The sequence below is a fragment of the Bartonella sp. 220B genome (assembly GCF_026930205.1).
Classification (GTDB): Bacteria; Pseudomonadota; Alphaproteobacteria; order Rhizobiales; family Rhizobiaceae; genus Bartonella.
On record NZ_JANHOI010000026.1, the window covers coordinates 1 to 6,386 of the forward strand.

General features: G+C 43.7%; 7 protein-coding genes. 6 read left to right on the top strand and 1 reads right to left on the bottom strand.

All coding sequences use genetic code 11. The features are described from left to right. The coding region (locus NPX99_RS08220; protein WP_269031355.1) for a hypothetical protein at window positions 1–349 on the top strand (349 nt) is incomplete at its 5' end. A gap of 14 nt (window positions 350–363) precedes the next feature. Here NPX99_RS08220 and NPX99_RS08225 read toward each other — a convergent pair. Further along, complete coding sequence (locus tag NPX99_RS08225) at window positions 364–942, bottom strand: hypothetical protein (protein ID WP_269031356.1); 579 nt, start codon at window positions 940–942, stop codon at window positions 364–366. A gap of 205 nt (window positions 943–1,147) precedes the next feature. Between NPX99_RS08225 and NPX99_RS08230 the strand changes: the two genes are divergently transcribed. The 5 genes from NPX99_RS08230 to NPX99_RS08250 all read left to right on the top strand — a co-directional run. Next, entirely contained in the window at window positions 1,148–1,480 is a 333-nt protein-coding gene (locus NPX99_RS08230) for a hypothetical protein (RefSeq protein WP_269031357.1), read from the top strand. After that, complete coding sequence (locus NPX99_RS08235; protein WP_269031358.1) at window positions 1,461–2,789, top strand: PBSX family phage terminase large subunit; 1,329 nt, start codon at window positions 1,461–1,463, stop codon at window positions 2,787–2,789. Before NPX99_RS08230 ends, NPX99_RS08235 begins: the two co-directional genes overlap by 20 nt. Next, the gene (locus NPX99_RS08240) at window positions 2,774–4,795 is read left to right on the top strand and encodes a portal protein (protein ID WP_269031359.1); all 2,022 of its coding nucleotides are present in this window, start codon (window positions 2,774–2,776) and stop codon (window positions 4,793–4,795) included. Before NPX99_RS08235 ends, NPX99_RS08240 begins: the two co-directional genes overlap by 16 nt. Window positions 4,796–4,807: 12 nt before the next feature. Then, window positions 4,808–5,701, top strand: a complete 894-nt coding sequence (locus tag NPX99_RS08245) for a hypothetical protein (protein ID WP_269031360.1) — start codon at window positions 4,808–4,810, stop codon at window positions 5,699–5,701. A gap of 91 nt (window positions 5,702–5,792) precedes the next feature. Continuing rightward, window positions 5,793–6,386, top strand: a 594-nt coding sequence (locus NPX99_RS08250) for a phage capsid family protein (protein ID WP_269031361.1), incomplete at its 3' end; no start/stop codon positions are given.

Here is a 6,386-nt window from a genome sequence, read left to right on the forward strand (position 1 = left end):
AGGGCGGCTTTGTTTGCAAGGTGTGCTTACACAAGAGCAATATGATGCGGCACAAAAATATCTACAGATAAGAAACGACTATCTTTGTGCAAAAGGCTTGCCAAACGCTATTTACGACGAAATGCCTTCATCAAATGATGATAAGGCAAGGGACAAATGGGTAGAATTCGCTACAGAGCAGTTTTTAAATATGCAAGAGGCAATAAAAGAAGCGCAATGCCTTTATAGACAGTATAATTTTTACGCCGCGCTACAGTATCTTGTTATAGAAGATCAAATGCTACCACATCTTGTGAGTTCATTGCGTGTTGTTCTTAATGCGCTTCAAAAGCATTTTTCAAAACAATAGGTTAAAAAGAGATATTACCAACCAAAGATAAAGGGTATTGCAATAACAGCCAAGGCAGTCACCATTGCGAATAAATAAGCAGGAATTTTGAATCTAAATCGCCAAAGTATATTAATGGGGAGTGACATTATAGCGATTATGACCAATCCTATAACAAGCCACTCTATTATCTTATCTTTATTAAAACGATGTTTTAGCCTTTCGTTATAGTCTTCTTCACTAATACCAAGTACCTTATATTCCTTAGCCCATTCGGGGAGAAGTGATTTATCATAATCCGTTTCTGGGATACATTTAATAACAGAAGATGGATCTCTTACATCACGCAAAACAGGAATTTCGCCATTTGCACATATATGTTCAAGAGAGGCATGCTTTGTGGTTTGTTCATGAATGCTAAGTAGTTTATATTTTTTAAGCCAATCTGGTGCATCTTTTTGTGCGTCTTGCTTTGAAACACATTTTATAAAAGAAGAATTTCGATAAACAGGAACCTTTCCATTTGCACATTCGATTTGTTTTTCACCATTTGCATGATTAGCTAATAAAAGAGTGCTTATTGCTATACTCAGTAAAATGCAGCGTTTAAACATAAGGTATCCATTATCTTTTATTTCAACTTCTTATAATTGATCCCCTTTTAATATATCAATATGTGTTATTTTGTTGTTGACAATGTGTTGCAAATCGTATTTAATGACGTTGCTGTACTTAGTCGTATTGTATCTAAACGAGGGGAAGTGCAGTGAGGAAACCCCCGCAAATGCGGGGTTTTTTATTATCGGGAGGGCGTATTTTATGACATCAGAAAATACAGAACAAGCTCCACCAGTCAAACAAAAATGGATACCACCGAGAGCAGGAATAGGTCGTGTTAAGGGCATTCCCAACAAAATGACCCGCATTCTGAAAGAGGCAGTTCTTAAAGCTGCTGAGGCTGCTGGTAACAAAATAGGCAATGAGGGACTTATTTCCTATTTGGAAAAGCAGGCTATGGATTGCCCCGCTGCTTATTTGGCTCTGCTTGGTAAGGTGCTGCCTTTACAGGTGACAGGTGAGGATGGTGGAGCGATAAAAACAATAACGCGTGTAGAGATCGCTCCTTTAGTGAATGACGACCAAACAGATTAGTATTGTACCAAAGCTTATACCAATCTTTACAGGAAAGGCGGCGGTTCGTGCCGCTTGGGGAGGACGGGGGTCAGGGAAAACAAGATCATTTGCCCTGATGGCGGCTTTAAAGGGCTATCAATTTGGCATGGGAGGGATATCAGGTACTATTCTTTGTGCTCGTCAATTTCAAAATTCACTCGCAGAGAGCTCTTTGGAAGAGATTAAGCGCGCCATTGAAAGTCATGACTTTTTAAAGGACTATTACAAGATTGGGGAGTCCTCGATTAAGTCGAAAGATGGTCGAATAGCTTTTCAGTTTTCTGGTCTTGATCGCAATGTAGCGAGCATTAAGTCGATGGGGCGTATTTTGCTTTGTTGGGTTGATGAGGCGGAACCTGTCACTGAGACAGCTTGGCAAACGCTTATACCGACTTTACGTGAGGAGGGTGAGGGATGGCGTGCAGAGTTATGGGTGACATGGAACCCATTGCGAGAGAATGCCCCCGTTGAGAAGCGGTTTCGCTTTTCCGATAATGAGGCAATCAAGCGTGTTGAGATCAACTGGTCTGATAATCCGAAGTTTCCAAAGATCTTGAATGAAGCACGTTTGGATGATCTTAAGAACCGTCCAGAGAGCTATAAGCATATTTGGGAAGGTGATTATTTAAAAGCTGTTCAGGGCGCTTATTATCAAAAAGAGATGTTGGCAGCCGAGCAGGAGGGGCGGATAGGGCGTGTTTCTCGTGACCCTTTAATGCAAATACGCGCTTTTTGGGATATTGGGGGCACGGGAGCCAAGGCAGATGCGACAGCAATATGGATAGCACAGTTTGTTGGACGCGAAATCAGGGTTCTTGATTATTATGAAGCACAAGGGCAACCCTTATCCGAGCACATAGGCTGGTTGCGTCAAAATGGCTATGAGAAAGCACTGATGGTTTTGCCTCATGATGGTGCGACCAGAGACCGTGTGCACAATGTGAGTTTTGAGAGTGCTTTGAATGATGCGGGTTTTGAAACACAAGTTATTCCCAATCAGGGAGCAGGGGCGGTCAAGATACGTATAGAGGCGGTGCGACGTATTTTGCCCTCAATTTGGTTTAATGAAGAGACGACCGTAGCAGGGCGCAAAGCACTGAATTGGTATCACGAGAAGTGGGATGAAAAGCGCAATATAGGTTTGGGCGCTGAACATGATTGGTCGAGCCATGGAGCCGATGCCTTTGGCTTGATGTGTGTAGCCTATGAACCACCCCAAGAAAGACAGAAACGAGCAGCCTATAGTGGCAGAAGAGAGTATGAGAGTAGCTCATGGATGGCAGAATGATGCAAGATGACGAAACGTTAGATCAGGAATATGACAGCAAAGCTTCTGATCTCTCCAGTGACTGTTTGTTTCGTAAGCTTGTCAGTTGGTACAAAGAAGATGTGGAGCATGTGAATAAATGGCGTGAACATGCTCGTGAGGATTTTGCTTTTTACAATGGTGATCAGTGGAATGAGAAGGATTTATCGGTTTTAAAGGAGCAACGCCGCCCTGTCATGACCTTTAACCGTATTGCCCCGCTTGTGAATGCAGTTGTGGGCTCTGAACGCAATAACAAACGAGAAGTGCAGTTTATCCCTCGACAAATAGGCAAAGCATTGCCAAGTGAATTGCTTACTGGTGCAGCGGAATGGTTTAGAGACATGGCGCATGCTGAATACGCTGATAGTGATGCTTTTCAGGATGCTGTCATTTGTGGAATGGGGTGGACAGATACACGGCTTGATTATGACAATAATCCCGATGGAGAGCCGGTGATCACACGTTTAGACCCGTTAAAAATGGTTTGGGACAGCGCAGCAGTACAACCGAATTTAACCGATGCGCAACGCATGTGGTATGTTGACCGCAAGCCTTTAGAAGTTGCAAGGCAGATGTTTCCGCAATCGCATTGGACAGAGCTCAATGCGGATTGGGCGCGGGATGGTGTGGGTTATGAAGGTGTTCATCATAACGATCTAGAATATTACAGTGATGACAAGAGCGTTGATATTGAAAATGGTCGACGCATGGTTACGCTTGTTGAATGTCGTTGGTTTGAAAGAGAAGTTGCTTATAAGGCACCTGATTTAGAAACGGGTGAATTGCGAGATTACAGCAAAGAGGAATTTGAACAGCTTCAATGCATGATGCCTGATATACAGGCAGTTCAATTCAATAAAAAGGTTGTCAGACGCGCCTTTCTAGGTAGAAAGCTTTTGTCAGAGCCTGATCAACCGCTGGTTCCTGCTGGTCAATTGGGTTGGGAGTGTATTACCGGCTATTTTGATAAGATCAATCGGCAGTTTTATGGCGTTGTACGACCAACAAAAGACCCACAACGCTGGGCAAATAAGTACTTCAGTCAAGTGATGTACATTCTCAATAGCCAATCTAAGGGCGGGATTATGGCAGAGCGTGGTGCTTTTGAGGATGAAAGAGAGGCGGCAAGAAGTTTAACACGAGCAGACAGTGTTACTTGGCTCAAATCGGGCTCACTTGCAGCAGGTAAAGTACAACCAAAGCCTGTAGCACAGTTTCCAGCGGGCTTTTTCCAGCTGTTTAATGAAGCGAAGGAGGCTATTAATCAGGTTACGGGTTTATCGCCTGAATTTATTGGCACCAGAGAAGTTACACAAGCAGGCATTCTTGAAGCGCAACGTCGTCAATCGAGCCTTAATCTGCTTGCTTGTTTGTTTGATGGCTTGCGTTTGTATCGCAAACGTCAAGGCAAGATTATCCTCCATTTGATACAGAATTATCTGTCAGATGGTCGTTTGGTACGTATCTCAGGAGAAGAGAACGCGCAATATATTCCTTTAACCCGTGAAGAGGTGATGAGTGTTGAGTATGACATTGTCGTTGATGATGCCCCAACCAGCCCGAACGAAAAAGAGCGTACCTTTGGCATTATCACACAGCTGCTCCCGTTGCTCCAGAATGCCATTACACCGGATATTATGCTTGATTTGTTGCGTTATTCGCCTTTGCCGGCGTCATTACTCAATCGTGTGAGTGAGAAGTTCCAACAGCAACAACAGATGGCACAACAAGAGCAGCAGGTGAATCCCGAACAGGAAATGCGTTTGCAGGAAAAGCAGCAGGACATTGCGGCAAAAGCACAGATGCAACAGATGGATTTACAAGAAAAGCAGATTGATCTGTACATGCGGCAGGAAAGAGCGAAATTAGAGGCGGAACTGATGCAGCAGCGCCATGAGTTAGAGCGTCAACGTATTTTGAATGAACAAATGCACAATCAGATTATGCGTTCACGGGCAGATACATATAGAGCACGAAGCATTTAGAAAGGTGAAAGAATGAATGCACAAATGAGTGAAGAAATGGAAGGTATGAATGAAGCTTACACGGCAGAACAGCGGGTTTTTGATGATGATAACTATTATGATGGGGGTGATGAGAATGAAGCCGTTGTAAGTGATGAGGGAGGTTCTACAGAACCAACACCGCCTGTTCATGAAGCTTCGGAGATATCGACGGTAGAGGAGCAGCGTGCAGAAGAACAAGCCCGTCAAGCGCGTGAAGCGTTGATGAAGTTTTATGAGGGGCAAGTACAGGAACCTTCTGTTGAGGATAAAAACACGCCCCCTGAAATGAGTCAGGATATTGTCGGCTATATGGCGTGGATGGGAAAAAAGCTTCAAGAGCAGGATGCATTTATTAAATCGCAACAGGAAGTGCAAAGGCAGGCATTTGAACAGCAACAGCATGATGCGCATTTGAACCAGTTTTTAGAAAATTCTGTTGCCTCGACAAAGAAAAAATACAGTGATTTTGATGCGGCGGCGGATTATCTTTATGAGACCCGTGCGAAACAGTTATCGGCTTGGTCGACGGTTTATCCAGAGTATGCGCAAAAGAGCACGATAGATGCGATTATAGGCAATGAATTACGTATGATTGTAGCGACATGTGCACAAAAGGGTGTCAATCCAGCAGACGAGCTTTATGGAATAGCAAAAAACCTTGGTTATCAAAACCAAGCAATACAAGCCAATAATCAGGTTGCCGCGCTTCAAAGCCGGCAGGCTTCTTCGAAAACTTTAACGGCATCTGGAGGAGGGGGCAGTACAGGACCTCTTTCATGGGAGACGATTAGCGCCATGTCGGATAAAGAGTTTCAAGCATGGTACAGCAATCCAAAGAACCAAGCACTTATACGCAAATTAAGTGGTGTGGATGATGAAGATTAGATGAGGGATTATAAGAGATAAGCCGCCTTTGACGCGGGCTTTCCTCCGGCTTTTAAGCCGGTTTTTTTTACAGCAAAGAAAGGTGAAATAAATGGCAATAACCAATGTAGGGATTAATGAACCCCATGCGTTAAAAACATGGGCAAGAATGCTCGATGCGGAGGTATCCAAGGCAACGCCGATAGCTCCTCTGATGGGAAAAGGCTCCAATAGCATTATTCAGGTCAAAACAGAAACCCAGAAAGGCAAGGGGGATTGTGTAACCTTTAGTTTACGCGCCCAACTTGCAGGACGTGGTGTGAGTGAGGGAGAAACTTTAGAAGGGAACGAAGAAGCGCTCCAATTCCTCCATGATAAATTATATATCAATGAACTCTATCATGGCACGCGCATTCCCAACGAAGGGACTATTGATACTCAACGTACCCTGTTTAATTTGCGTGAAGAAGCCAAAAACAGTTTATCGGATTGGTTTGCAGACCGTTTGAGTGTGATGTTTTTTATTCATGCTTGCGGTTATACAGCACACAGACTTCATTTTGAGGGAGATATCATTGATCTTGACCCTCTTTATTACGGATTTAATGCACCAATAGCTCCAAGCAGTAAGCGCATTGTACGCCCTGATGGCAAAACCAAGGATGAAGACCTTACAGAAAAAGCAAAGCATGGCTTTAATCTTAAG

Bases quoted from the DNA above. Each gene is read 5' to 3' on its own strand.
- NPX99_RS08225 (WP_269031356.1), bottom strand. From the start codon at position 942: ATGTTTAAACGCTGCATTTTACTGAGTATAGCAATAAGCACTCTTTTA.
- NPX99_RS08230 (WP_269031357.1), top strand. From the start codon at position 1,148: ATGACATCAGAAAATACAGAACAAGCTCCACCAGTCAAACAAAAATGG.
- NPX99_RS08235 (WP_269031358.1), top strand. From the start codon at position 1,461: ATGACGACCAAACAGATTAGTATTGTACCAAAGCTTATACCAATCTTT.
- NPX99_RS08240 (WP_269031359.1), top strand. From the start codon at position 2,774: ATGGATGGCAGAATGATGCAAGATGACGAAACGTTAGATCAGGAATAT.
- NPX99_RS08245 (WP_269031360.1), top strand. From the start codon at position 4,808: ATGAATGCACAAATGAGTGAAGAAATGGAAGGTATGAATGAAGCTTAC.